This is a genomic window from Herbaspirillum sp. (assembly GCF_017744395.1).
Classification (GTDB): domain Bacteria; phylum Pseudomonadota; class Gammaproteobacteria; order Burkholderiales; family Burkholderiaceae_D; genus Herbaspirillum.
The window spans coordinates 191,194-213,491 of record NZ_JAGIBI010000001.1 but is presented as its reverse complement, the minus strand read 5'-3'; the positions used below and the strand labels follow the sequence as shown (position 1 = coordinate 213,491).

Sequence of the window (22,298 nt, the reverse complement as noted above, 5' to 3'; positions counted from 1 at the left end):
TCGCCTCCTATCAAAGAGGAGGCCGGGAGCGAAAGCTATGCCGCCCCGGCCACCTGGACCAAAGCCTGTACCGCCAGCGCGTAACCGCGCACGCCAAAGCCCGCCATGACGGCCTTGGCCACCGGCGAAATCCACGAGTGATGGCGGAACGACTCGCGCGTGTGGACGTTGGAGATGTGGTACTCGACCACGGGTACGTTGGCGCCCCGGATCGCGTCGTGCAAGGCGACCGAGGTATGGGTCAAGGCGCCGGGGTTGAATACCACGCCGATCATCTTCCCCGTCGCGCATTGGCGACCGGCCTCGTGTATCCAATCAATCAACTGCCCCTCGTAATTCGATTGCCGGCAATCGACCTCGAAACCAAGCCGCTCGCCCTCGTTGCGGCAGAGCTGTTCGACGTCGGCCAGGGTTTCATGGCCATAGATGGCCGGTTCGCGGGTTCCCAGCAGATTCAGGTTGGGGCCGTTCAGAATCAGGATTTTTTTCATAAGGATCTTGGCTGGTCTTCAGGTTGTTCAGGATTGTCAGATCAAAGGAATCGTCATTTCACCGATCAGGCCAGCCGTTTCCGGTCGCACTCCGCGCCACCAGACGAATGCCTCCGCGGCCTGCTCGACCAGCATCCCGACACCATCGGCAAGCCGTTGCGCGCCGGATTGCTGCGCTTGTTTCAGGAACGGGGTCAGCCCTTTTCCATAGGCCAGTTCATAGGCCAGCGCGGCCTTTTCGAATACCGCAGACGGGACTTCCGGCAGCTCGCCACGCAGGCTGGCGGAGGTAGCGTTGATCACGATGTCGAAGTGCCGGCCTGCGAGTTGCCCGGCCGTTTCGGCGCGAATGGGACCGAAGCCGGCAAACTGGCCGGCCAGCCCTTGCGCTTTGGCGTGGGTACGGTTGCAGACCACCAGCTCGGCCGGGCCCGCCTGCAAAAACGGCAGCAATGCTCCACGGGCTGCGCCGCCGGCGCCCAGCACCAGTACGCGCTTGCCTTGGAAAGGCAGGCCGATATTGCGCTGGATATCGTTGAGCAGGCCGATGCCGTCGAAATTCTCGGCATGGATCCGGCCATTCTCGTACTTGAGGGCGTTCACCGCGCCGGCCAGGCGGGCCCGTTCGCTGCGCTCATCTGCCATTTCAAAAGCCTGCAGCTTGAAAGGCGCCGTGACATTCATTCCCTTTCCGCCTGCGCGGAAAAAGCCTTGCACAGTCTCGACAAAGCTTTCCGCGTGGCCTTCGATGGCGGAATAGTTCAGATCCTGGCCGGTCAGGCCGGCAAAGCGGCCATGAATGAAAGGTGACTTGGTGTGGCCGATGGGGTTGCCGATCACCGCGTAAAGGTCGGTCATGCTGCGCTCCTTCTTACAGGTTCAGTTTGGCGACGGCTTCTTCCGCATACAGCACGCCGGCCGCAAACAAGGTGTCGATGTCCTCGGACGAATAACCGAGGCTGGCGGAGATCTCGCGATTGTGTTGCCCCAACAGCGGGGCCGGCATGCTCTGGGTGGTATCGCACTCGGAGAAATGGAACGGCAGGTTAGGCAAGCGCACCTTGCCGACCAGGGGGTGTTCCTGTTCTATCACCATGCCGCGCGCAATGATCTGCGGATCGTTCAGCACTTCGTCGATGCGCTGCACCTTGGCGCAAGGTACGTCGACGGCATCCAGCGCCGCCAGGCATTCGCCCACCGTGCGTTGCGCGGTCCATGCGCGCACGACCGGCAGGATTTCGAGCCGGTGCTTGTTGCGCCCGGCGGCGCTGTGGAAGCGGGTATCCGCGGCGAAATCGGGATTGCCGAGCAGGTCCGCCAGCCGTTTCCAGGCGTCGTCCACTTGCGCGGCGATCACCAGGTCGCCGTCCTTGGCGCGGAACACGCCGTAGAGCGTGGATTGCGGCAGGTCATGGCCGGTCTGTATCGGCACTTCCTGCCCGCCGGAGAGCGTGTAGCACTGGATGGCGTATTCGTGCATCGAAACCAGGCAGTCGTACAGGGCCAGGTCGATATGCTGCCCGCGTCCCGACTTCACCCGTCCCAGCAGCGCCGCGCATACCGAGGCGACGCCGTGGATGCCGGTGTACATGTCGCCGAGCGCGATGCGCAACAAGGGAGGCGCATCTTCCGGGACGCCGACCATCTGCATGATGCCGCTCTTGGCTTCGGCAATCAGGCCGAAGCCGGCACGGTGCGAATCCGGCCCGGTATGGCCGTAGGCGGAGACCGAGCAATACACCAGGCCGGGATTGCGGCCGGCGAGCGTCTTGTAGCCCAGCCCAAGCTTGTCCAGCGTGCCGGGGCGATAGTTCTCGACGAATACGTCGGCGCTGTCGGCCAGCTTCTGCATCAACTCCAGGCCGCGCGGGTCTTTCAGATTGATGCTCAGCCCTTTCTTGCCCATGTTCTGCTGCAGGAAATAGCCGCTCTGGCCATTGATGAAATAAGCGTGCTGGCGGCCGGCATCGCCGCTGACCGGGCGCTCGACCTTGATCACTTCGGCGCCGAGCGCCGACAGGCAGCGCGAGAGATAAGGCCCTGCCAGGAAGTGGGTGTAATCGATGACGCGGATGCCATCCAGGGGAAGCTGCTGCATCATTGGACCTCCCCGGATTGCTTGGCATCCCAGCCCGGCCGGCGCGGAATCATCAGGCGGTGCTCGCCTTTCTGGACGACTTCGCCCTGCTGGTTGATCAGCTCGGAAGGCAGCGTAACGATTCCCCAGCCGGGTTTCGAATTCGACAGGCGCATGCTGCCGACGGAAAACTTCACCCGGAGGGTGTCGCCCAGCTTGATCGGCTTGATAAAGCTCCACTCCCAGCCCAGCGACATGCCGGGAATGAAGCGGTAGTCGCTGATGGTTTTCAGGCCGTCGGCGATCGAGAGGCCGAACAAGCCGTGCGCCACCCGCGTACCGAAAGGGGTGGTCCGTGCATAGGCTTCATCGGTATGGACCGGCGTATGGTCCCCGGTCAGATCGGCATAGGCCATGACGCGCGCCTCGGTCACGGCATATTCGGGGCTGAGGCAGGCGTCGCCTACCTTGGCGTCGTCCCAGTAGCGCTCAAGAATTTCTGCAGGCATGTTTGCTTCCTTTTCGGTATGTCTGACGGGTCGTCACGTTCATTGGCGCGGTTGCACGGCGAGCGCTTGTGCGACGCTGCCCGGAGCCGCCTGGATCAGTTCCAGCGCCAGCCCATCCGGCAGCCGGATCCAGTTGGCCCCCTGCGGCATGGCGGTCACGCCGAACGCTTGCGCGGCGGCGAGAGCGGCCTCCATGTCTTCGCACATGATCCCGATATGCCCCAGGCGCCCCTCGTTGTCGCCGAAGTCGGGCGACGACATGAATTGCATGCCACCCAGGGTCCAATATTGCTTGGGCTGCTCCACGCTGCCCTGCACCTCGCGCATGTCCATGCCCAGTACTTCCTTGAAAAAGCGGATGTGCCACTGGATGTCGCGAACCCAGATGGCGACGTGTTCCACGTATGCCTTGCCAGTCATGCTGTGTGCTCCTTGCGTGAGAGAATCTGGGCCCGTTCGATCCCTTTGATGCACGCCACCAGGGCGGCATTGACCGGTGTGGGGACGTTAAAACGCTGCCCCCAGCGCACGACGGAGCCGTTGATGAAATCGATTTCGGTCGGGGAGCCCTTTTCCAGGCTTTGCAGCATGGAAGTCTTGAACGCGGCCGGCAGCCCTTCGGCGGCCAGCGTCCAGGCTTGTTCGGGATGGGTGAACGACAGGCGAATGCCGGCAGCCCTGGCCACGGCCATCGCTTCGGCGACGGCCGCCAGTGCGGTTTCGCGGATTTGGGGAATGGCATACAGCTCGCCATAGACCAGCCGGGTGATGCCGCTCAATGCGCCTGTCGCGACATTGATCAGCAGCTTGTCCCACATGGTGCCCATGATGTTGGCGCTGACCGTCGTGCTTAGCCCGGCGCGGTTGAACACTTCGGCAATGGCCTGCGCGCGATGGCTCAGGCTGCCATCCAGTTCGCCGATCAGGGTTTCCTTGCCTTCTACGCCGGAAACGATATGGCCCGGCCCCAGGAGCACGCCGCCGACATAGGTCTTGCCGGCCAGTACCCGCTCGCGCCCCACTACCTCGGCCAGGATGTCCTCGTGCCCCAGCCCGTTTTGCAGGGACAACACCACGGTGTTGTCCCCCACCAGGCTCTTCGCGCCTTCGATGGCCTCTCGCGTGCTGAACGATTTCACCAGCACGACGACCAGATCGACAACGCCGACCTCATCGGCGCTACGCGCCGCCTTGACGGGCAAATAGCTATCGCGGCCGGCCCGTTCTATCCGCAGGCCATGGCGGTTCATGGCCTCGACGTGCCTGGCATCGCGATTGATCAGCCAGACATCCGAACCGCCTTCGGTTAACGCGGCACCGATGGCGCAACCCAGCGCCCCGGCTCCCAAAATGCAAATCTTCACTCTGCCACCTCTTCCATCCATTCGGCCGGGCGGCTCCCGGCCTTTGTGGCGTGAACATTAAGAGGTGGAACGGCTATTGCCAATGCAATAGAAAAAATATATATATTGCGTATTGCAATAATTGAGATAACGATGGACTTGCTGGATCCCAAACTGCTGCAATTGTTCGACTTGCTTTACCGCACGCGCAGCGTCACCCGCTCCGCCGACGAACTGGGATTGGCGCAACCGACCGTCAGCATCTGGCTGCGCCTCCTGCGCGACCATTTTCACGACCAGCTGTTCGTGCGCACCCCCTCGGGCATGCAACCCACACCGGCCGCCGATGCCCTGATCGGTCCGGCGCGGCAAATACTGGAATCATTGCGCCGCCTGGCTAACTGGGAAGCGGCTTTCGACCCTGCCACCGCAACCAGGCAGTTCCGCATCTGCATGACCGATGCCAGCCACATCACACTGTTGCCGCGACTGCTTGAGCAAGTCCGCATCTGTGCCCCGGGAGTCGGGCTGAAAGCTTTGCGTATGGATGGCGTCACGGCGGAAGCGCTGGAAACCGGTGAAGCCGACCTGGCGGTCGGCTATGCGCCCTGGCTGGAGTCCGGCATTTACCAGCAGACCCTGTACTCGCAGGACTGGGTCTGCCTGGCTAGCGCTACCCATCCCCGCATCGGCAGGCAATTGCAAGTGGACGATTACCAGCGGGAGTCCCACATCGTCATCTCCGCCGGTACGGGCTACCAATTACTGGAAAGCGCCCTGCACCAGCAGCAGATCCAGCGCACCGTCCTGTTGGAGCTGCCGGGATTCCTCGGCCTGGGCGCCATCATTTCGAACACCGACCTGATCGCGACCCTTCCGCGGCACATCGGTGAAACGCTGGCGGCCCTGAATCAGTTGAAGGTCTTCACCTGCCCGGTCAGCGTTCCGGGCTTCGAAGTGAAACAGCACTGGCACGCCCGCTATCACCATGACCCGGCAAACCGCTGGCTGCGCCAGTTGCTGGCGGAGCTGTTCATGGGCAAGAAAAAGGGAAAGAGGGAACGGTAAGAAACTCAGGCAAGCGTGTAGTCAAACGCATAGGAATGCTGACCTTCCGCGATGGTAATCACCATCCTCCCTGAGAGTCCGACCAGCTCCCCCGTACCGGAATCCGGCACGACGCTGATGGACTGCTCGGGCACGCCTCGCGTCATGGTGGAGCTGTGCTGCAGCACAAAGCTGCCGTCGCGGCCATGCAATGTGCCGGTGACTTTTTCCATCGCCACGTAGCCGGCCGAGCCCGGTTCGCTGCTGCGGAAAGCCAGCATTTCCCCGCGGCTGGTGGCCACGAGGTCGCCGTGGAATGTCTTGTCTAGGGACATGCGGCCAAGGCCCGCGCCTTCGGCAACGCCGCTGAGCGGTTCGGGGTTTAACTTGACTTCGAAAGCGCCATTGGCTTGCGTGCTCGTCATGGGTTGTTCTCTGCTTTAACGATGAATCAGCTGTTTCAATCACATTCGGCCGGCTACACAACTGCCCTGTCAGGCCTTCCCCGCCTTGGCATAGATATCCGGCCGCGTGATGTGCCACACCAGGTCCCCGCGGGCAATCGCCTCGAAGCCGCAGCGCGCGTACAGCCATGGCGCCGTGGATGTCGTCAGCATCACCCGCCGCAGCTTGAGCAGCGTGGGATGCTGGTTGCACGACTCGATCAGCCAGCGCCCCAGCCCGTGTCCCCGCTGGCCGTCGATGACGAACACGTCGCACAGGTAGCCGAAAGTGGCGTGGTCGGTCACCACGCGGGCGAAGCCGATCTGCTGGTTCCCGAGGTACATGCCGAAGCACAGGCTGTTGGCGATCGAGGTGCGCACGGTGTCGATGTCGATGCCGGCAGCCCAGGTCGAATGGGTCAGCACGTCATGTATCAGGGGGATGTTCAGGCGCTCGGGATCGGTATCGATGACCAGTTCGTCGCGGCGCCAGACGAGGTGTTCGCTCATATTCGTGATATTCCTTTGCGCTAATTTTTTGCGATGGCAACGGATCAGCTTCCGATCCGGGGCAGTGGCCGTCATCATGCCACAGCACGGCGCCGCGGCGCAGCACTTGCCTTGAAGGAAATGCGCCCTCCCTCGACAAGCTCTTCAATCTTCAATGCCTGAGGGCATTGAAACACCGCTTGCAATTCCGTTACACCTGCCCGCGCCATCCTGGCCGACTATAGGATCACCGCGCATGCCAAAGACTAGGCGGTGGCGCGTGCAGCACAACAAACCGGAGGATCAAGTGAACAAGAAAACTCTCGCCTGGGCCGCCTGCCTGGTGTTTTCGCTGGTATCGGGCATGCCCGCCGCACAGGCCCAATCCGCTTATCCGCCACCGGCTGCCAGCTACACCCAGACACAACTGGACCAGATGCTGGCGCCGGTGGCCTTGTATCCCGACTCGCTGCTGGCGCAGGTACTGATGGCTTCCACCTATCCGCTGGAAGTGGTGCAGGCGCAGCGCTTCGTCGAAGCCCGTCCCGGCTTGCACGGCGACGGCCTGGCGCGCGCGGTGGCGCCGATGCCCTGGGATCCCAGCGTGAAATCGCTGGTGCAGTTCCCGTCCGTGCTGGCGATGATGAACGATCGCCTCGACTGGATGCAGCAACTGGGCCAGGCCTTCCTGTCGCAGCAGGCGGCGGTGATGGACACCGTGCAAAACCTGCGCGAGCGCGCGCAGATCGCCGGTTCGCTGCGCAGCAGCCCGCAGCAGCGCGTACTGGTGAGCGACGACGTGATCGTGATCGAGCCGGTCGATCCGCAGGTGGTCTACGTGCCTTACTACAATCCGGTGGTGGTGTACGGCAGTTGGTGGTGGCCGGCCAATCCGCCGGTGTATTGGGATCCGCCGCCGCGTTATCGGCCGCCCCAGTACAATTCCAGCGTGACGGTCGGCATCAGCTTCAGCAGCGGCATCGGTGTTGGCGTGATCCGCGCCGCTTTTGGCGATGCCCGCCCGGACTGGCGCCAGCGGCAAGTGATGGTGACGCAGACGAACATCACCAATGTGACCAACAACGTCACCAACAATGTCACGGTGAACCGCAACGTGACCGTCAACCAGCGGCCGGTGGTATGGCGCCACGACTACGCCCGCTATGACGGCGCGCGCTACCAGCAGCGGGCCAATGCGCAGCAGCCCAATATCCCGCCCTCCCGCCCGCAGCAGGCGCAACCCGCTGCGCAATTGCAAGCCCAGCAGCCGCATCCGGAGCGCCCGGCCATGCCGCCTGCAGCCAATCCGCAGCAGCGCGTGGTCCAGGAAGACCAGGCCCGCCAGCGCCAGGTACGCGAGCAGCAAGCCAGCCAGGTGCGGGAAGCCCAGGCGCAACAGCAGCAACGGGAACATCTGGCGCAAGAGCAGCAGCGCCAGCGTGAGCAGCAAGCCAACAACCAGCAACGCCAGCGCGAACAACTGGCGCAGCAACAGCAACGCCAGCAGCAGATGCATGAACAACAGGCGCGAGAACAACAAGTACGTGAACAGCAGGTACGTGAACAGCAGGTACGTGAGCAGCAGCAGGTACGCGAACAGCAGCGCCAGGCCCAGCAGGCCCGCCCGCAGCCGGAACAGATGCATCGGGAACAACAGGCCCGGCCGCCGCAACAGCAGCGCGAAGAACGTCCGCAGGAACGCCGGCGTGACGACAGGCGCGACGATCGGGGCTGATGCCGGCATCCGGATCAGGCAATACCGCCTTGGCGAGCGGTATTGCCTGCCGGCAAAGATAGGTCCGGGCATTCCGGATCAGTTATAATCACGCTCTTTCCAGAGCTTTCCGAACATGCTGCGCCGGCCATCCGCGGCGGCGCACGCAAGGCCAGTCAAGGGTTGGATTTTCCAGCCCTTTTTTCATTGGCAGCTCCTCCGCCGGGCTGCCATTGTTGGGCCCGCGGCGCTCCGACCCGAACCGACAGATCCGACATGCAAGAACCAAGCAACGACATCACCGGCGCCAATGCGGCCGCCGCAGACAACGAAGGCGGCAACCGCAAGGTATCGACCGAACTGATCGCGCGCGAAGTCAAGCGCCGCCGTACCTTCGGCATCATCTCCCACCCCGACGCCGGCAAGACCACGCTGACCGAAAAGCTGCTGCTGTTCTCGGGCGCGATCCAGCTGGCGGGCACCGTCAAGGCGCGCAAGAGCGGCCGCCATGCGACCTCGGACTGGATGGAGATCGAAAAGCAGCGCGGCATCTCGGTGGCCAGCTCGGTGATGCAGTTCGAATACCGCGACCACGTGGTGAACCTGCTCGACACCCCGGGCCACCAGGATTTCTCGGAAGACACCTACCGCGTGCTGACCGCGGTGGACTCGGCGCTGATGGTGATCGACGCGGCCAAGGGCGTGGAAGAGCAGACCATCAAGCTGCTCAACGTCTGCCGCATGCGCAACACCCCCATCATCACCTTCATGAACAAGCTGGACCGCGAAACCCGCGATTCGCTGGAACTGCTCGACGAACTGGAATCGGTGCTGAAGATCCAGTGCGCACCGGTGACTTGGCCGATCGGCATGGGCAAGAACTTCCGCGGCGTGTACCACCTGCTGCGCGACGAGATCATGCTGTTCAAGGCTGGCGAAGAGCGCGCCAACGGCAACGTGGAAATCATCAAGGGCATCGACAACCCGAAGCTGGCCGAGATGTTCCCGCTGGAAATCGAACAGTTGAAAATGGAAGTCGAGCTGGTGCATGGCGCCTCGCATCCGTTCAACCTGGAAGACTTCCTGGCCGGCATCCAGACCCCTGTGTTCTTCGGCTCCGCCATCAACAACTTCGGCGTGCGCGAGATCCTCGACGCGCTGCTGGACTGGGCCCCGGGCCCAGGCGGCCGCGACGCCACCGTGCGCAGCGTGGCGCCGACCGAAGAGCCGTTCTCCGGCTTCGTGTTCAAGATCCAGGCCAACATGGACCCGGCGCACCGCGACCGCATCGCCTTCCTGCGCGTGTGCTCGGGCCGCTTCGAACGCGGCATGAAGCTCAAGCACCTGCGCCTGAACCGCGACATCAAGGTGTCGTCGGTGGTGACCTTCATGGCCTCCAGCCGCGAACAGGTGGAAGAAGCCTACGCCGGCGACATCATCGGCCTGCCCAACCACGGCAACATGCAGATCGGCGACAGCTTCTCCGAAGGCGAGATGCTGCAGTTCACCGGCATCCCCTACTTCGCGCCGGACTTCTTCCGCGTGGCGCGCATCCGCAATCCGCTGAAGATCAAGCAGTTGCACAAGGGCCTGCAGCAGTTGGGCGAAGAAGGCGCGGTGCAGGTGTTCAAGCCGGTCACCGGCAGCGACCTGATCCTGGGCGCGGTCGGCGTGCTGCAGTTCGAAGTGGTGGCGAGCCGCCTGTTGAACGAATACGGCGTGGATGCCGTGTTCGAAGGCACCAGCATCAGCAGCGCGCGCTGGGTCACCTGCGAAGACAAGAAGAAGCTGGCCGACTTCGAACGCTCCTCGGCCGGCGCCAACCTGGCGACCGACGCCGCCGGCAACCTGGCCTACCTGGCCAGTTCGGGCGTGAACCTGCGCCTGACGCAGGAACGCTGGCCGGATGTGGTGTTCCACGCGACGCGGGAGCATGCGGCCAAGCTGGATTGAACGGTTTTCCCCGCGCCCTTACCGAAACGCCCGGCCAGGTTCTTTGCCTGCCGGGCGTTTCTTCATCCGCCAGGGCTCGTCATTTGCTGCGCGCCGCTGTCCATTGCACGGCGAAGACGCTGGCCAGCACGGTGACCAGCCCCAAGAGCGCGGTTCCTGTGATCGACTGCGAGAGCAATGCCCACCCCAGTACCACAGCGGTAAGCGGGCTCAGCAGTCCCAGGGATGAAACAGCCACGGTCGGCAGGCGGGCCACGCCGCGAAACCAGAGCACATAGGCAAGCAAGGCGCCAGCCAGGCTGAGGTAGGCATAGGCGCCCCACTCCACAGGCCCCAAGGGCGGCAGCGGCGCATCGGCCAGCCACGCTGCGGGCGCCAGCATCAAACCGCCGATGACGAGCTGCCAGCCGGTCAGCGGCAACAAGGGCAGATCGAGTTGCCAGCGGCGCGTCAGCCACACGCCGGCCGCCATGCACGCCGCCCCCAGCAATGCGGCGGCAATCCCCACGGGCTCGAACACCGTCTGCGGCGACAACAGCAGCACGGCCATGCCAAGCATGCCCGCCAGGGCCGACCATAGCGTGGCTGGCACAGGCGACCGGCCATCAGCAATCCAGGCCAGCACCATCACCAGCAACGGCTGGATCGCGCCAAGCACTGCCGCCAATCCGCCGGGCAGGCGATAAGCCGCCACGAACAACAAGGCCTGGAAGATGCCGATGTTCAATGCCCCCAGCACCAGCAAACGCCACCAGTCCCGCCGGGCGGGCATCCGGCGGGTGAACAGGAGCAGCAGCAAACCTGCAGGCAGCGCCCGGATGAGAGCCGCCGTGAAAGGCCGGTCCGGCGGCAGGAGTTCCGTGGTCACGATGTAGGTCGAACCCCAGATCGCCGGGGCCGCCGCGGTGAGCATGACATCGCGCCAATGGTGCGATGAGGTTGTAGTGGACATGGTTTCACCATTTATCTTCAATTCAAGGTAATATGATTGTGCATAGCAACTATCTTGAAGTCAAGACAAATGAAACATCAATCCAGCCAACGGCAGCGCGATGCTGTGGATGCCATCCTCGAACAGTGGCGGGTAGAGCGTCCCGATCTCGACGCCAGCCCCATGGGGCCGATCGGACGCATCAAGCGATGCGCGATGCTTCTGGAGCAGCGCCTGGAATCCGGATTCGCCCCGTTCGACCTGAATCTTTGGGAATTCGACATGCTGGCCACGCTGCGGCGCGCCGGCGCACCGTATCGCCTGAGTCCGACCGAACTGTTCTCGGCATTGATGGTGACTTCGGGAACGATGACCCATCGGCTCAAGCGGCTGGAAACCCGGGAGCTGGTCGAGCGCGTCCCCAACGAGCAGGACGCCCGCAGCATGCTCGTGCAACTCACCCGCAAAGGGCTGGCACTGATCAATCGCGCCGTCGAGGGGCATGTCGAGAACGAGCGCCTTGTGCTTTCCGCGCTGCCTGCCGATGCGCTGGCAAGCCTCGATGAACACCTGTCCATGCTGCTGCAAGCCCTGGAGGCGGCTGCCAGGCACAGCGGCTCCCCGCACGCAAGCTAGGGGCCCCGGCAAACTACCGTCCGAAGTCATCGCGCAACAAAAAAGCCGGCACGAGGCCGGCTTCTTTTTGCAACGGTTGGCAGCGACTTACTTGGCCGCCTTCTTGTAGGCTTCCACGCCAGCCAGGATTTCGGCGCGGGCCGCGTCCGGGCCTTCCCAGCCCTCGACCTTGACCCACTTGCCCTTTTCCAGGTCCTTGTAGTGTTCGAAGAAGTGCTTGATCTGGTTCAGGCGCAGTTCGTTCATGTCTTCCGGCTTTTGCCAGTGGGTGTAGATCGGCAGGATCTTGTCGACCGGCACGGCCAGCAGCTTGGCGTCGACGCCGGATTCGTCGGTCATCTTCAGCACGCCGATCGGGCGGCAGCGCACCACCACGCCCGGGATCAGCGGGAACGGGGTGATCACCAGCACGTCGACCGGGTCGCCGTCTTGCGACAGGGTCTGGGGAATGTAGCCGTAGTTGCACGGATAGTGCATGGCAGTGCCCATGAAACGGTCGACGAAGATCGCGCCGGTGTCCTTGTCCACTTCGTACTTGATCGGATCGGCGTTCATCGGGATCTCGATGATCACGTTGAAGTCATTCGGCAGGTCGCGGCCGGAGGGGACGTTGTTCAGGCTCATGGGGATTTCTCGCTAAAGGGGAAAGAAAACGGAAGCTAGCTTCTGGATTGGCGCATACACCGCCGGAATACGCAGAAAACGGCAATTATAGCGGCTTTCTGCCCGAATTCCGGCCCAATCCAACAGGAAAAACCGCGCAATCCGGCCGGAAGCATGGCTGCAAGCCGCCGCCAGCGCACATGCGCACACTATGCAAGCCGGAACTTACGCCAGCATGACGGCGCCCGGCGCCAAAGAAAAAGGCGGAAGGGCCGCAGCCGCTTCCGCCTTTGTTTTCAGCCGGCAATCCCGGATCAGCGGATCGCCGTCGCCAACGCGCATTGCTTGTAATGCGCCGCCGCCTGCTCGGACTGGTCCAGCGCCTCGTGCAACTGCGCCAGCGCCAGGTGCGATTCGCGCACGGTGCGCGGCTCAATGGCGTCCGACAAGGCCTGTTCCAGGTGGCGCTGCGCCTTGCCCCACAGCTTCTGGCGCAGGCAGAACATGCCCAGCGTCAGCGCCAGTTCGGCATCGGTCGGGTTCTTGGCCAGCCAGGCCTCGCAATGCTCGATCTGCGCCAGCAAGGCCGGGGAACCGGCTTCGGCGGTCGACTCGCGGTAGGCGCGCAGCAGGCGGATATCCCAGTCGGCGGCCAGGGCGCGTTCCAGCAAGGTGCGCGCCTCGTCATGCAAGCCGCGGCTGGAGAAGGCATGGGCCGCGCGCGCGGCGATGAAAGGCTTGAGCTTGTCGGTATTGGGCACGCCCGACCACAGCAGGCGGATCGATTCGGCATCGTGCGAACGGTCCGACAGCAAGGCGTCGTAGGACATCTCGCGCAGGCGGTTGGATAGCGCCGGATGCAGCGCATTGCGCTTGTCCAGCGTCTGCACCAGGCGCAGCACTTCGCTCCAGTTCTTGGCTTGCTGGTTGGCCTTGAGCGCCCATTGCAGCGCCTGGATGTGGCGCGTGCCGTTGGCGTTGAGCTCTTCCACGGTTTCCAGCGCCTGCTTGAACTGGTGTTCGTCGACCTGCAGTTCCAGCGCGGTCATCAGGCGCGCGGCCTTGAGCGTGGGATCGACCTCAGTGCTGGCCAGCCAGATATCGCGGCGGTCGGCCTGGCGCATACGGTGCGCGGCGCGTGCGCCGATCAGGGCCGAAATGCCGGCGTTCTCAGGCAGGTCGGCAGCGCGGGTGGCGGACTTCTCGGCCTGGCCGAAGCGGCCTTCGAAGTAAGCCTTCAATGCATCGCGCAGGGCCTTGTTGCTTTCGTTCTCGCGCTTGGCGCGGCGATAGGCGATCACGCGGCCGGGCAATTTCTGGGTCAGGCGCACGGCGCGGATGACCACGTAGATCGCCAGGAACAGCGCCAGCACCAGGAAGATGAAGAAGTTCAGCGAAAGATCCAGGCGGTACGGCGGGTAGAACAGCACCACGTTGCCGGGATTGAAGCGCGCCAGCACGGCCAGGCCGATGGCGGACGCGAACAGAGTAAGAAGCCAGAGCAGTATTTTCATATCGCTATCCCGTCATCCGCTCAGTGACGGGCTTTGTAGTTGCGCACTGCATTCAGGCTCTCGGCCAACGAAGGCATCTGGATCGACAGGTTGCTGCCCTGCACCTGCTTGAGCAGCGCCTGCGTGGTCTGCACCTGCTTGGCGCGGGTGTCGAAATACTTGGCGATGTTGTCCTGCGCGGCCGACAGGTCGTTGCGGAAGGCGAACTCGTTGCGCGAGAGCAGCGCCAGGCGCGCGTTGAGCAGGCGCAGCTTCAGGTTCTCGCGCACGAAGTAGGCCTGGCCCGGCGACAGCAGGATCGCGTCCGGCGTCTGCACTTCGCGGATGCGCACCAGCTGCTTCAGCTCGGCCCACATCTCGGTGCTCATGCTCTGCCATTTGTCTTGCGCGCCGGCCAGCCACTGCGACCACGCCGACGGCTCGGCGGCGGCATCGGCCGGCTTGCCGTCCTTGGCTGCCTTGCCGTTGGCGGCCTTGACCGGTTGCGATTGCGGCTGCACACGCTTGGGTTCGGTCGCCGATTCGACCGGCTTCTCGTCCACCAGCAGCGGCATGTTGTCGACCTGGCCGATGGCGCTGTCCAGGCGCACGGCGATGCCGGCGATGTCCACCGTCGGCAGCGCCTTCAGGCGGTCGATGTCGCGCGCGATGGCGCGGCGGATGGCGATGAATTGCGGCTTGTCGGAACGCGACAGGTTCTTGTCGGCATTCTGCAGGGCGATCAGCGCGCCCTGCACGTTGCCGGCCAGCTCCAGCTGCTGGTCGGCGGTGGACAGCACTTCCTCGATCTCGGAGAGCGCCCAGTCGTCGCGGTTCTTGGAGAGGTCCTGGTACATCTGCTCCAGGGCCAGTTGCTGGCTTTGCGACTCGGCCTGCTTGCTGTCGAGCACGCTGACCTTGGCCTGCAGTTCCTTGGTGCTTTCCTGGACGGTCTTGAGCACGCCCTTGACTTCGTTATTGGTGTTGTCGCCGCTTTGCAGGCGTTGCGCGACTTCGTTGCGCAAGCTGCGCAGCTCGTTGTGCGACATCCACCACTGGGCGGCCAATGCGGCGATGACCAGCAACAGCAGCACGCTCAGCAAGCGCATCTTCTTGCGCAATGCCGCGGTGCCGTCCGGCGCGGATGAAAAATAGGGAGCGCTCGCAGGGCTGGTGTAACTCGCCTCCGGCTTGGTCTCCGGCAGATTGGACTCGGGGGTGGATTGCTGTTCGTTCATGGGCTGGATTGTAACGCGGCAAGTAGTCGTTCGTCGCCCGAACCGGTCAGGGTCACGCTGCAAAAGCCCAGCGACTGGGCGGTTTGCGCGATCCTGTGGTGCGAAACGAATATTCTCTGTCGTTGCAGTTTTACCACACGATCCTCTCCTCCGGCTAGTCTTGCCAACTCCAGCAAATTGCGCAATGCCTCGGAACTGGTGATGACCCAGTCGGCGCCGCCGTCGGCCAGCGCCAGCAAGCGGGCGCGCCGATCCGCATCCAGCGTGGGCATGAGGCGGCGATAGGCGGTGACGTATTCGACCGCCACGCCCTGCTGCCGCAACGCCTCGCTGAGGAAGTCGCGCCCGGCCTGGCCGCGCACGATCAAAGCGCGCCGGCCGCGCAGTTGCGCCAACGGCAGCGCCTTGAGCAATTCTTCGGAATCCATCTTGCCGGTGTGCTGCGGGCAAAAGATGGTGGCGCTGCGCTCATCGATGCCGTGCGCGCGCAAGGCGGCGCGGCTGCCCTCGCCGACGATGCCGATGGCCACTTGCCGCGGCCACTGCGGACGCAGGCGCAACGCCGCGTCGATGGCGTTGGGGCTGACGAAGACCGCCAGCGCGAACGCCTCCAGCCGGTCCAGCACGGCCCGCAGTTCGGCAGCGTCTTCGACCGGCTCGATGGCAAGCAAGGGAAAGATTTCAACCCGGCGCCCCAGCGCCTCGACCTGGGCGGCGAAGGCCGTCGCCTGCTGCAGCGGCCGCGTGACGACGACCGGCGCGGCAGCGGATGCCTCAGGACGGATCGGCATCGACCTGCGCCTTGCAGGCCGCCAGGATCGCATCGGCATCCTGCGCCTTGAGCAAGCCGGCGACCTGCTCGCCCAGCGCCTCGGGAGCGTTGACGGAGCCCTCGGCCTCGGCCGCGGCGCTGCGGCTGCCGTCGGGCGTGGCGATCATGGCGCGCAGGCGCAGGCGTTGGCCGTCGACAGTCGCGTATGCCGACAGCGGAATCTGGCAGCTGGCGCCGAAGATGCGCGACACCGAGCGCTCGGCGGCCGAGGCCACGGCGGCGGTGGCGTCATGCAGCGGCGCCAGGAAGCGCCTGACGTCGTCGCGGCCGGCCGGGATTTCGATGGCCAGCGTGCCCTGCCCCGGCGACGGCAGGCTTTGCCCGGGATCGAGATAGGCGCGGATGCGCTGCTTCAGGCCGAGGCGATTCAGGCCGGCCACGGCCAGGATGATGGCGGCATAGTCGCCGCGGTCGAGTTTGGCCAGGCGCGTGTCGAGGTTGCCACGCAACGGCTTGACCACCAGTTGCGGATAGCGCGCGGCGATCATGGCCTGGCGGCGCAAGCTGCTGGTGCCGACGACGGCGCCGGCCGGCAGCGCGTCCAGCGAGGCGAAGTCGTTGGAGACGAAGGCGTCGCGCGGATCTTCGCGCTCCAAGATGGCCGCCAGCTCGAAGCCTTCGGGCAGCTCCATCGGCATATCCTTGAGGCAATGCACCGCGAGATCGGCGCGCCCTTCGGCCATCGCCACTTCCAGTTCCTTGACGAACAGGCCCTTGCCGCCGACCTTGGACAGCGTGCGATCCAAAATCTGGTCGCCGCGCGTGGTGGTGCCGAGGATACTTATGCTGCACTGCGGATATAATGCTTTGATCCGGTCGCGCACGTGTTCCGCTTGCCACATGGCAAGGCGGCTTTCACGGGACACGATGACGATGTTCGAAGGCGGGAATTCTTTCAAGGCGGGCTTTCCGATCCAGTCGTGGCACCTGCGGCGGAGGAAGGACAACAAGCCGGCGACCGGCGATCCCAGACTGAAACCTAATTAGATAAAGACAAAAAATATCGAGGCAAATTCTAGCACCTAGTAGCACGCAGCACCCCGGCAGTTCGATCCACAAGCACGACTTTCTCCCTTGAAAACCGCAGCAATCGTCGATCATGGCAACTACAAATAACCAGACTAAACGCAGTGCCCGTTCCGCCCCATCCACCGCTCGCTCCGGCAATACCGCCGCCACCAAAACCACCCGCAGCACCGACAAAGACGCGCCATTGAAAGAGGACATCCGCCTGCTCGGCCGCCTCCTGGGCGAAGTGTTGCGCGAACAGGAAGGCGACGAAGTGTTCGACGTGGTCGAAACCATCCGCCAGACCGCCGTGCGATTCCGCCGCGAATCCGATGCCAAGGCAGGCGCCGAACTCGACAAGCTGTTGAAGAAACTCACCCGCGACCAGACCAATTCCGTGGTGCGCGCCTTCTCGTACTTCTCGCACCTGGCCAACATCGCCGAAGACCAGCACCACAACCGCCGCCGCCGCGCGCACCTGCTGGCCGGCTCGGCCGCGCAGCCCGGCAGCGTGGCCTACGCGCTGTCGCGCCTGGATGACGCCGGCGTCTCCGGCGCGCAGGTGCGCTCCTTCCTCAAGGATGCGCTGGTGTCGCCGGTGTTGACCGCCCACCCCACCGAAGTGCAGCGCAAGAGCATCCTCGACGCCGAGCGCGAGATCGCGCGCCTGGTGGCCGAACGCGACAATCCGCTCACGCCCAAGGAACTGCGCCACAACACCGAACTGCTGCGCGCGCGCATCGCCACGCTGTGGCAGACGCGCATGCTGCGCTATACCAAGCTGACGGTGGCCGACGAGATCGAAAACGCCCTGTCCTACTACCGCATCACCTTCCTGCGCGAATTGCCGGCGCTGTACGACGACATCGAAAGCGAGATCGACAGCCAGTTCCCGTCGCGCACAAAATCGCGCGCCGGCGCCGAGCTGCCGCCCTACCTGCAGATGGGCAGCTGGATCGGCGGCGACCGCGACGGTAACCCCAACGTCAATGCCGGCACCATGCAGCATGCGCTGGAACGCCAGTCCACCACCATCTTCGACTACTACCTGGAAGAAGTGCACACGCTGGGCGCCGAGCTGTCGATCTCGACCCTGATGGTCGATGCCAGCCCGGAACTGCTGGCGCTGGCGTCCGCCTCGCCCGACCATTCCGACCACCGCGCCGACGAGCCTTACCGCCGCGCGCTGATCGGCATCTACGCGCGCCTGGCGGCGACCGCCCGCGCGCTGGGCGCGGCCAACATCCTGCGCCAGGAAGTCGGCGCCGCCGCCCCTTACGGCGCACCGGCCGAATGCGTGGCCGAACTGGACGTGCTGGTCGCCTCGCTGCAGGCCAACCACGGCGCCGCGCTGGTCAAGCCGCGCCTGGCCGGCTTGAAGCGCGCAGTGGAAATCTTCGGTTTCCACCTGGCCACGCTGGACATGCGCCAGAGCTCCGACATCCACGAGCGCGTGCTGGCCGAGCTGTTCGCCAAGGCCCAGGTCGAAAGCGGCTACGCCGCCCTGACCGAAGAGCGCAAGGTGGCGCTGCTGCTGGGCGAGCTGAGCAAGCCGCGCCTGCTGTATTCGCCCTACCTGGAATACGCCGACGAAACCAATTCCGAGCTGGCCATCCTGCGCACCGCGCGCGAAATCCGCCGCCGCTATGGCGAGCGCGCCATCCGCAACTACATCATCTCGCACACCGAGACCCTGTCCGACCTGCTGGAAGTGCTGCTGCTGCAAAAGGAAACCGGCCTCCTGCATATCGAAGGCAACCAGTTGAAGGAACTGGAGCTGATGGTGATCCCGCTGTTCGAGACCATCCCCGACCTGCGCTGCGCGGCCGAGATCATGCGCGGCTGGCTGACGCTGCCGCAGGTCAAGCCGCTCATCGCCAAGCAGGGCAAGCTGCAGGAAGTGATGCTGGGCTATTCCGACTCCAACAAGGACGGCGGCTTCCTGACCTCCAACTGGGAGCTGTACAAGGCCGAGATCCAGCTGGTCGAACTGTTCAACGAAGCCGGCGTCAAGCTGCGCCTGTTCCATGGCCGCGGCGGCACCGTCGGCCGCGGCGGCGGCCCCAGCTACCAGGCCATCCTGGCGCAGCCGACCGGCACCGTGAACGGCCAGATCCGCCTGACCGAGCAAGGCGAGATCATCGCCTCCAAGTTCTCCAACCCGGAAATCGGCCGCCGCAACCTGGAACTGCTGGTCGCGGCCACGCTGGAAGCCAGCCTGATGCCGCAGACTACCGACGCCAGGGAAACCCGCAAGCTGGCCGAGTTCGAACGCGTGATGGAAGAGCTGTCGGAACGCGCCTATCGCGCCTACCGCAACCTGGTCTATGAAACCCCCGGCTTCACCGACTACTTCTTCGCCGCCACCCCGATCGCCGAGATCGCGCAGCTGAACATCGGCTCGCGCCCGGCCTCGCGCAAGGCGACCCAGCGCATCGAAGACCTGCGTGCGATCCCCTGGGGCTTCTCCTGGGGCCAGTGCCGCCTGCTGCTGCCGGGCTGGTACGGTTTCGGCAGCGCGGTCTCGGGCTGGCTGGCCGATGCCGGCAACGCCAAGGAAACCGCCAAACGCCAGGCCACGCTGCGCGCGATGTGCAAGGAATGGCCGTTCTTCGCCGCCCTGCTGTCGAACATGGACATGGTGCTGTCCAAGACCGACCTCGCCGTAGCGTCGCGCTACGCCGGCCTGGTGGCCGACCGCAAGCTGCGCAACGCGATCTTCGGGCGCATCGCCGATGAGCACGGACGCACCAGCACCGTCCTCGGCACCATCACCGGCAGCAAGGAACGCCTGACCGCCAACCCGCTCCTGGCGCGCTCGATCAAGAACCGCTTCGCCTATCTCGATCCGCTGAACCACCTGCAGGTCGAGCTGATCAAGCGCTACCGCACCACCGTCGCCGCCGGCCGGGCGCCGGAAGAACGCGTGCAGCGCGGCATCCACCTGACCATCAACGGCGTCGCCGCCGGCTTGCGCAACACCGGCTGAGCCTTATCCGCAGTCCCCGCGGCATGGCTGTCCCATGGATGGCCATGCCGCATCCCTTCCCGCCTTCCCCGTCCCCGCCACCGCCTGCCCGGCAAAAAATGAAACGCTCCGTCTCAAGAATCGGGTTTCCTTGCCGATAACATCTGGCCAGGGTTGCATTTGACGGACAGGCAACTATGTTGCGCCGGCCGTACAAGCGGGTTGTTTTCATGCGCTGGATCAGTTTTTGCACCGCAAAAACCGTCCACGCACCCAGCAGCGCCCTCCAATTTTTGTAAAATGAAGCCTCATCAGGGCTTCAACCGCAGCTGCCGCCGCCGGGATGCTGGACCTTATCGGGACACCAGCATCGACGGTACGTGGAGACAAGCCGAGAACGGCGGCGCGGGTATCGACACGGGGAATCACACAACATGCGTATCCGGGGAACATCTCTTGTCTCGTTTTGCGTCGGCGCTCTCTTTTTCGCGGCCGCGCCCAAACTCGTCCACGCCGCGCCCAATTCCGCGCCGCCGGCGCCGCTGGTGGCCGAACGCGTCTCGCTGACCAGCATCGACGACAAGGGCGGCAAAGCCACCGCGCTATACGGCGTGTGGATCAAGGCGCGCAAATCGCTGTCCACCGACAAGAAAGGCAAGTACCCGACTGTCATCGCCCTGCATGGCTGCGGCGGGCTGTACAGCACGGTGCGCAACGGCAAGGGCGAATTCACGCCGCGCCACCTGGCCATGGCGCGCGCGCTCACCGATGCCGGCTACAACGTGCTGTTCCCGGACAGCTTCACGCCGCGCGGCCGGCGCTCCAATTGCCAGGACAGCGTCGCCCAGCGCGAGGCCAGCGTCATGAACCGGCGCCACGACGTGCAAGCGGCGCTGCGCTGGGCCGCCACCCAACCCGATATCGACATGTCGCGCCTGGCGTTGCTGGGCTGGTCGCAAGGCGCCAGCACGGTGCTGGCCGCGATGAACCTGGCCGACACCGACGTCGCCGTGCGCAAGGTGCAGCCGCGCGCCGCCATCGCGTTCTATCCGAACTGCCAGCCCTATGCCAAGCCCGGCACGCCGTTCAAGCCGGCCGCGCCGCTGCTGGTGCTGATGGGCGAGAACGACGACTGGACGCCGCCGCAGGCTTGCGAAGCGATGGAAAAGAAAATGGAAGGCAGCGACACAGAAATCGCCCTGCGCCTGTATCCGGACACCTACCACGACTTCGACGCGCCCGGCCTGCCGGTGCATGTGCGCATGGACATCAGCGGCATCGGCAAGCCCGGCTCGGGCGTGACCAGCGGCGCCAACCCGGATGCCCGCGCGATGGCTTACCGTTCGATGCTGAACTTCCTCGAAGCCAAGCTCAACCGGGGAGGCAACTGAGGCCGTATCCGGGACGCCCCCGCCCATCCAAACAAAAATGCCGGCGCGCCAACGCGTGCCGGCATTTCCTTTTTCATGAACCGGTTCAAGAACCTGTTCCCGGTCCCGCCGGTCAGCCGATCAGTTCCTGCATGCCCTCGCCCAGTTCCGCCAGCGGCGGCATTTCCACGGTGAAGGTTTCCAGCTTCAGCCCCAGTCGCCCGGCCACCTCGGCCGGAAAAGTCAGCGCCAGCTCATCGGCCGAATACCGGTTCTCTTCGGCGCGTGCGCGCCAGGCGGCCAGGTGCACGATGGCGGCATACAGGTCGAATTCGCCCTGCAGCGGCCGGGGAAAGGACTTGATGACCTGCGAGAACGCGTCCGGAAAGCGCCAGCGCCTGGCCAGCTCGGCCCCGACATCGGAAAAATCGTAGCCGAAGGACTGCAGCTCCACCTCCAGCCGGCACGCGTCCAGCGGACCGGCGACCTTGTCCACCTGCAGCGCCTGCTGCGGCATGCCGGCATGCATCACCAACTGGCCAATGGCGTGCATCAGGCCGACGGTGAAGGCGAAATCGGTATTGGCCCCGGCCCGCCTGGCCAGCCATCTGGCGACGATGGCGGTATCCAGGCTGTAGCGCCAGAAGCGCTTCAGATCCACGCCCGGCAGCGCCTTGAAACAATCCGTCATGCTGGCGCTGACCACCAGCGAGCGCACGGTCATGAATCCCAGGATCAACAGCGCATCCTCGACGGTGCCGATGGTGCGCGAGACATGGTAATAGGAGGAATTGGCCAGGCGCAGGATTCTGGCGCTAAGCACCTGGTCGGCCGCCAGCTTCTTGCCGATCGCCTCGATCGAGACGGAATCCTTGTTGAAGCTTTCGATGACTTCCTGCGCCACCCTGGGAATACCGGGCAATGCGGCTTGCTGCTGAAACAGGGCGTCCAGATCCATGAGCATTTCTCCTGTATTCCATCAGATGAAAGCCGTTCAGGATCCAAGACGTCCCCCCGAACATCTTCCCAATCTTGCTGCGATCTGCAGTATAGCGGTTGGGGCGGCCCGGTTCCCCCGCCTTTATCCGCTGCAAGGCAGCATTCCCCGGCGATACCGGCGGGAAATATTATCCGGCGCGTCACCAGTGCATGG

At 64.3% G+C, this 22,298-nt stretch carries 21 protein-coding genes; 6 read left to right on the top strand and 15 right to left on the bottom strand.

All coding sequences use genetic code 11. The features are described 5' to 3' along the window. Positions 1–35 precede the first annotated feature (35 nt). From aroQ to J7548_RS00935, 6 genes are read right to left on the bottom strand one after another with little or no spacing between them, the layout of a single operon-like run. Entirely contained in the window at positions 36–491 is a 456-nt protein-coding gene (gene aroQ, locus J7548_RS00960) for a type II 3-dehydroquinate dehydratase (RefSeq protein WP_290969126.1), read from the bottom strand. A gap of 36 nt (positions 492–527) precedes the next feature. Continuing rightward, positions 528–1,349: a shikimate dehydrogenase gene (gene aroE, locus J7548_RS00955; protein ID WP_290969123.1), complete on the bottom strand. Its 822-nt coding sequence runs from the start codon at positions 1,347–1,349 to the stop codon at positions 528–530. A gap of 13 nt (positions 1,350–1,362) precedes the next feature. Continuing rightward, on the bottom strand, positions 1,363–2,589 hold the full coding sequence (locus J7548_RS00950; protein ID WP_290971529.1) for a CoA transferase: 1,227 nt from the start codon (positions 2,587–2,589) through the stop codon (positions 1,363–1,365). Further along, on the bottom strand, positions 2,589–3,077 hold the full coding sequence (locus J7548_RS00945; RefSeq protein WP_290969120.1) for a MaoC family dehydratase: 489 nt from the start codon (positions 3,075–3,077) through the stop codon (positions 2,589–2,591). The genes J7548_RS00950 and J7548_RS00945 overlap by 1 nt, the downstream gene beginning before the upstream one ends. Before the next feature lie 39 nt (positions 3,078–3,116). Continuing rightward, on the bottom strand, positions 3,117–3,497 hold the full coding sequence (locus tag J7548_RS00940; RefSeq protein WP_290969117.1) for a VOC family protein: 381 nt from the start codon (positions 3,495–3,497) through the stop codon (positions 3,117–3,119). Then, positions 3,494–4,441 carry a ketopantoate reductase family protein gene (locus J7548_RS00935; RefSeq protein WP_290969114.1) on the bottom strand — a complete coding sequence of 316 codons (948 nt, stop codon included), beginning with the start codon at positions 4,439–4,441 and terminating at the stop codon, positions 3,494–3,496. Before J7548_RS00935 ends, J7548_RS00940 begins: the two co-directional genes overlap by 4 nt. Positions 4,442–4,573: 132 nt before the next feature. Between J7548_RS00935 and J7548_RS00930 the strand changes: the two genes are divergently transcribed. After that, a complete protein-coding gene (locus J7548_RS00930) occupies positions 4,574–5,488 on the top strand; it encodes a LysR family transcriptional regulator (protein WP_290969112.1) in 915 nt (304 codons plus the stop codon). Between the two features lie 5 nt (positions 5,489–5,493). On the opposite strand, the gene J7548_RS00925 is transcribed toward J7548_RS00930, so the two are convergent. Then, positions 5,494–5,892, bottom strand: a complete 399-nt coding sequence (locus tag J7548_RS00925; RefSeq protein ID WP_290969109.1) for a DUF3224 domain-containing protein — start codon at positions 5,890–5,892, stop codon at positions 5,494–5,496. 69 nt (positions 5,893–5,961) lie between these two features. Continuing rightward, positions 5,962–6,420, bottom strand: coding sequence for a GNAT family N-acetyltransferase (locus J7548_RS00920; protein WP_290969107.1), 459 nt, complete (start codon positions 6,418–6,420; stop codon positions 5,962–5,964). Between the two features lie 286 nt (positions 6,421–6,706). Here J7548_RS00920 and J7548_RS00915 point away from each other — a divergent pair, with 286 nt between their 5' ends. Both J7548_RS00915 and J7548_RS00910 read left to right on the top strand, forming a co-directional pair. After that, the gene (locus J7548_RS00915; protein ID WP_290969104.1) at positions 6,707–8,134 is read left to right on the top strand and encodes a DUF3300 domain-containing protein; all 1,428 of its coding nucleotides are present in this window, start codon (positions 6,707–6,709) and stop codon (positions 8,132–8,134) included. A 255-nt stretch (positions 8,135–8,389) separates the two neighbouring features. Continuing rightward, on the top strand, positions 8,390–10,066 hold the full coding sequence (locus tag J7548_RS00910) for a peptide chain release factor 3 (protein WP_290969101.1): 1,677 nt from the start codon (positions 8,390–8,392) through the stop codon (positions 10,064–10,066). Between the two features lie 79 nt (positions 10,067–10,145). On the opposite strand, the gene J7548_RS00905 is transcribed toward J7548_RS00910, so the two are convergent. Continuing rightward, the gene (locus J7548_RS00905) at positions 10,146–11,018 is read right to left on the bottom strand and encodes an EamA family transporter (RefSeq protein ID WP_290969098.1); all 873 of its coding nucleotides are present in this window, start codon (positions 11,016–11,018) and stop codon (positions 10,146–10,148) included. A gap of 69 nt (positions 11,019–11,087) precedes the next feature. Here J7548_RS00905 and J7548_RS00900 point away from each other — a divergent pair, with 69 nt between their 5' ends. Further along, a complete protein-coding gene (locus tag J7548_RS00900) occupies positions 11,088–11,633 on the top strand; it encodes a MarR family transcriptional regulator (RefSeq protein ID WP_290969095.1) in 546 nt (181 codons plus the stop codon). 87 nt (positions 11,634–11,720) lie between these two features. On the opposite strand, the gene ppa is transcribed toward J7548_RS00900, so the two are convergent. The 5 genes from ppa to hemC form a co-directional block, all read right to left on the bottom strand. After that, entirely contained in the window at positions 11,721–12,257 is a 537-nt protein-coding gene (gene ppa / locus J7548_RS00895; RefSeq protein WP_290969092.1) for an inorganic diphosphatase, read from the bottom strand. 293 nt (positions 12,258–12,550) lie between these two features. Continuing rightward, complete coding sequence (locus J7548_RS00890; protein WP_290969089.1) at positions 12,551–13,750, bottom strand: heme biosynthesis protein HemY; 1,200 nt, start codon at positions 13,748–13,750, stop codon at positions 12,551–12,553. 20 nt (positions 13,751–13,770) lie between these two features. Then, entirely contained in the window at positions 13,771–14,967 is a 1,197-nt protein-coding gene (locus tag J7548_RS00885; protein WP_290969086.1) for a uroporphyrinogen-III C-methyltransferase, read from the bottom strand. Beyond that, positions 14,964–15,758, bottom strand: a complete 795-nt coding sequence (locus J7548_RS00880; RefSeq protein WP_290969083.1) for a uroporphyrinogen-III synthase — start codon at positions 15,756–15,758, stop codon at positions 14,964–14,966. Before J7548_RS00880 ends, J7548_RS00885 begins: the two co-directional genes overlap by 4 nt. Then, positions 15,742–16,698: a hydroxymethylbilane synthase gene (hemC, locus tag J7548_RS00875; protein WP_290969079.1), complete on the bottom strand. Its 957-nt coding sequence runs from the start codon at positions 16,696–16,698 to the stop codon at positions 15,742–15,744. The genes J7548_RS00880 and hemC overlap by 17 nt, the downstream gene beginning before the upstream one ends. A gap of 200 nt (positions 16,699–16,898) precedes the next feature. Here hemC and ppc point away from each other — a divergent pair, with 200 nt between their 5' ends. Further along, positions 16,899–19,796 carry a phosphoenolpyruvate carboxylase gene (ppc, locus tag J7548_RS00870; protein ID WP_290969076.1) on the top strand — a complete coding sequence of 966 codons (2,898 nt, stop codon included), beginning with the start codon at positions 16,899–16,901 and terminating at the stop codon, positions 19,794–19,796. 413 nt (positions 19,797–20,209) lie between these two features. Further along, entirely contained in the window at positions 20,210–21,166 is a 957-nt protein-coding gene (locus tag J7548_RS00865; protein WP_290969074.1) for a dienelactone hydrolase family protein, read from the top strand. A 112-nt stretch (positions 21,167–21,278) separates the two neighbouring features. Here J7548_RS00865 and J7548_RS00860 read toward each other — a convergent pair whose 3' ends face one another. After that, positions 21,279–22,103: an HDOD domain-containing protein gene (locus J7548_RS00860; protein WP_290969072.1), complete on the bottom strand. Its 825-nt coding sequence runs from the start codon at positions 22,101–22,103 to the stop codon at positions 21,279–21,281. Between the last annotated feature and the right edge of the window lie 195 nt (positions 22,104–22,298).

Bases quoted from the DNA above. Each gene is read 5' to 3' on its own strand.
- J7548_RS00910 (WP_290969101.1), top strand. From the start codon at position 8,390: ATGCAAGAACCAAGCAACGACATCACCGGCGCCAATGCGGCCGCCGCA.
- J7548_RS00945 (WP_290969120.1), bottom strand. From the start codon at position 3,077: ATGCCTGCAGAAATTCTTGAGCGCTACTGGGACGACGCCAAGGTAGGC.
- aroE (WP_290969123.1), bottom strand. From the start codon at position 1,349: ATGACCGACCTTTACGCGGTGATCGGCAACCCCATCGGCCACACCAAG.
- ppc (WP_290969076.1), top strand. From the start codon at position 16,899: ATGGCAACTACAAATAACCAGACTAAACGCAGTGCCCGTTCCGCCCCA.
- J7548_RS00925 (WP_290969109.1), bottom strand. From the start codon at position 5,892: ATGACGAGCACGCAAGCCAATGGCGCTTTCGAAGTCAAGTTAAACCCC.
- J7548_RS00920 (WP_290969107.1), bottom strand. From the start codon at position 6,420: ATGAGCGAACACCTCGTCTGGCGCCGCGACGAACTGGTCATCGATACC.
- J7548_RS00865 (WP_290969074.1), top strand. From the start codon at position 20,210: ATGCGTATCCGGGGAACATCTCTTGTCTCGTTTTGCGTCGGCGCTCTC.
- ppa (WP_290969092.1), bottom strand. From the start codon at position 12,257: ATGAGCCTGAACAACGTCCCCTCCGGCCGCGACCTGCCGAATGACTTC.
- J7548_RS00905 (WP_290969098.1), bottom strand. From the start codon at position 11,018: ATGTCCACTACAACCTCATCGCACCATTGGCGCGATGTCATGCTCACC.
- J7548_RS00860 (WP_290969072.1), bottom strand. From the start codon at position 22,103: ATGGATCTGGACGCCCTGTTTCAGCAGCAAGCCGCATTGCCCGGTATT.
- J7548_RS00890 (WP_290969089.1), bottom strand. From the start codon at position 13,750: ATGAAAATACTGCTCTGGCTTCTTACTCTGTTCGCGTCCGCCATCGGC.
- J7548_RS00900 (WP_290969095.1), top strand. From the start codon at position 11,088: ATGAAACATCAATCCAGCCAACGGCAGCGCGATGCTGTGGATGCCATC.
- J7548_RS00930 (WP_290969112.1), top strand. From the start codon at position 4,574: ATGGACTTGCTGGATCCCAAACTGCTGCAATTGTTCGACTTGCTTTAC.
- aroQ (WP_290969126.1), bottom strand. From the start codon at position 491: ATGAAAAAAATCCTGATTCTGAACGGCCCCAACCTGAATCTGCTGGGA.
- J7548_RS00885 (WP_290969086.1), bottom strand. From the start codon at position 14,967: ATGAACGAACAGCAATCCACCCCCGAGTCCAATCTGCCGGAGACCAAG.
- J7548_RS00950 (WP_290971529.1), bottom strand. From the start codon at position 2,589: ATGCAGCAGCTTCCCCTGGATGGCATCCGCGTCATCGATTACACCCAC.
- J7548_RS00940 (WP_290969117.1), bottom strand. From the start codon at position 3,497: ATGACTGGCAAGGCATACGTGGAACACGTCGCCATCTGGGTTCGCGAC.
- J7548_RS00880 (WP_290969083.1), bottom strand. From the start codon at position 15,758: ATGCCGATCCGTCCTGAGGCATCCGCTGCCGCGCCGGTCGTCGTCACG.